This is a genomic window from Rhizobacter sp. Root1221 (assembly GCF_001425785.1).
GTDB lineage: Bacteria > Pseudomonadota > Gammaproteobacteria > Burkholderiales > Burkholderiaceae_C > Rhizobacter.
Genome location: NZ_LMDI01000071.1, coordinates 1 through 1,518, shown reverse-complemented (window position 1 = coordinate 1,518; position 1,518 = coordinate 1). Strand labels below are relative to the sequence as shown.

The 1,518-nt window shown below is 65.3% G+C and carries 1 protein-coding gene and 2 pseudogenes; 1 reads left to right on the top strand and 2 read right to left on the bottom strand.

Annotated elements, in window-relative coordinates; all coding sequences use genetic code 11:
* A pseudogene (locus tag ASC87_RS32570) lies at positions 1–251 on the top strand (hypothetical protein); the annotation flags it as partial.
* 606 nt (positions 252–857) lie between these two features.
* On the opposite strand, the gene ASC87_RS33460 reads toward ASC87_RS32570, so the two are convergent.
* The gene (locus tag ASC87_RS33460) at positions 858–1,373 is read right to left on the bottom strand and encodes a hypothetical protein (protein ID WP_056671178.1); all 516 of its coding nucleotides are present in this window, start codon (positions 1,371–1,373) and stop codon (positions 858–860) included.
* Positions 1,374–1,395: 22 nt separating this feature from the next.
* Positions 1,396–1,512 (bottom strand): annotated as a pseudogene (locus ASC87_RS34020) (hypothetical protein); the annotation flags it as partial.
* Between the last annotated feature and the right edge of the window lie 6 nt (positions 1,513–1,518).

Genomic DNA, 1,518 nt, shown 5'->3' with positions numbered 1-1,518 from the left:
AGTTCGTGTTCGGTTTCGCGGCGCTGGCGGAGGACCGATTCGCCGATGCGATCACCCGGTTCCGCGCCGGCCAGGCGCTCAACACCGACAACGCGCCGCTCAACGGCGACATCCAGATGGTGATCGACCGGATCGAGGCGCTCGTTCGCTCGAATGCCGAGCAGTCGGCCGCAGCCGTGCCGGCAGAGGGCACGGACGCCGACGCCTCTCACGTGCTGCTGTCGAACTACCGGAACGGATCGTTCCACTGAAGGTTAGTCCTGCATGACATCGATCAACGGGGCTGCCGATGTGGCGGCCTTCATTCGCATGCAACTGGAGACCATGCGGGCGGCGCCAACGGCCCGCACGCGGGCGGTCGTCCAAGGCGACCGGGGCGCGCCTGCACCTCAGGCCGGCGACCTGCCGTCATTGGTGTTTCGGCGCATCCGTTTCATCGACCCGGCCGACCCGGACCGCAAGCGCAAGGTGTTCGGTGTCTTCATCGAATCGGTGCTGCTGTTCGAACTGGGTGAAGCGTTGATCAACGATCCCAAGTTCTACGAACNGCGCGCCTGCACCTCAGGCCGGCGACCTGCCGTCATTGGTGTTTCGGCGCATCCGTTTCATCGACCCGGCCGACCCGGACCGCAAGCGCAAGGTGTTCGGTGTCTTCATCGAATCGGTGCTGCTGTTCGAACTGGGTGAAGCGTTGATCAACGATCCCAAGTTCTACGAATTGGTTGCCCACGTGCAGGCCCGCATGGCGGAGGACCCCGGGTTGGCCAAATCGATGGATGAGGCGGCCGAGAGGCTCGTGGCCATGTTGCCTGGCCGCTGATCCGCGGGGGTAGGTGGCAGCGGCCCAGGAGGCCGCTTCAGGTCTGGCCCGGTGCGGTGCCGCTGCGGGGTGCCCGGGATGGTGGGTGGTCCACGCATCGTTGGAACCGGCCGTGCGCACCACCAGGCTCATCGCGGCGCCACCATCCGCAGGGGCGGTGTGTACCTGCCTTCAGAATTGCCTGGTATGTCGGGAGTTTTGATGGGTCAGGCAAGACGCAAGACTTGACCCAATACTGTTCGCACGCCGCTCCTGCGGACGGTGGCGCCGCGATGAGCCTGATGGACTGGTTTGAGAATGCCGCGGTATGGCGGGGTTTTTGAAGGGTCAGGCAAGACGCAAGACTTGACCCCGGCTCCCTCGGGCGGTTCATGTTGTCGTAGGTGAAGCGGTGGTCGCTGTCCTTCGACACTTCACCGGCGCTGCCGAGGTTGGGCACGTTGGCGTGCGTGCGCAGCTGCGTGCGGTTGCCGGCCTTGTCGTAGGCGATGTCGATGCTCATGCGGCCGTCGCCCACGTGGCGCAGGCGGCCCACGTTGTCGTAGGCCAGCATGTTGTCCTGTCACCTTGCTGGCCTGGGTGGTGCGCTCGCGCACGTGGCGCCCGGCCAGGTCGTAGGCGAACTCGGTGACCTGGTTCAGCGACCGGTCCGTGACCTTGATGACCTGGCCCGCCGCGTCGTACTCGTACACGATCTG